Source organism: Marinobacter nitratireducens, assembly GCF_000708045.1.
In the GTDB taxonomy this organism is placed as follows: Bacteria; Pseudomonadota; Gammaproteobacteria; order Pseudomonadales; family Oleiphilaceae; genus Marinobacter; species Marinobacter nitratireducens.
The window spans coordinates 1-364 of the sequence record NZ_ANIE01000014.1 but is presented as its reverse complement, the minus strand read 5'-3'; the positions used below and the strand labels follow the sequence as shown (position 1 = coordinate 364).

Sequence of the window (364 nt, the reverse complement as noted above, 5' to 3'; positions counted from 1 at the left end):
GGCACACCACCCAGACCTGTCATATTCCCAACAACAAGCGGTCACGGAACTGGTGGTTCGGGCGCTGGACAACATGGTGTTTGTGGAAGGCGGTACTTTCATGATGGGAGAGTTTGGAGTGCCCTGTGAGCCTGGTTCAGAAGAGCTCTGCCATGCGGACATCTGGCCGGACAATGACGAACTCCACGAGGCCACCCTAGATGACTTTTACCTCTCGAAATACGAAACCACGCTGGGAGATTTCGATCTATATCGGGAAGTGATGGGTAAAGCGCCCTATGCCCCGGAGCTTCGTTCCCGGGAAGATCGACAGCACCTGTTCGAGCCCAACCTTCCGGCGTGGACAAAGGAATGGCAGGAAGCA

The 364-nt window shown here is 55.5% G+C and carries 1 protein-coding gene; it reads left to right on the top strand.

Annotated features, from left to right (window positions below; translation table 11 throughout):
* Positions 1-364 (top strand): SUMF1/EgtB/PvdO family nonheme iron enzyme (locus tag D777_RS17485; protein ID WP_036135039.1); only part of this gene is annotated, 364 nt, incomplete at both ends.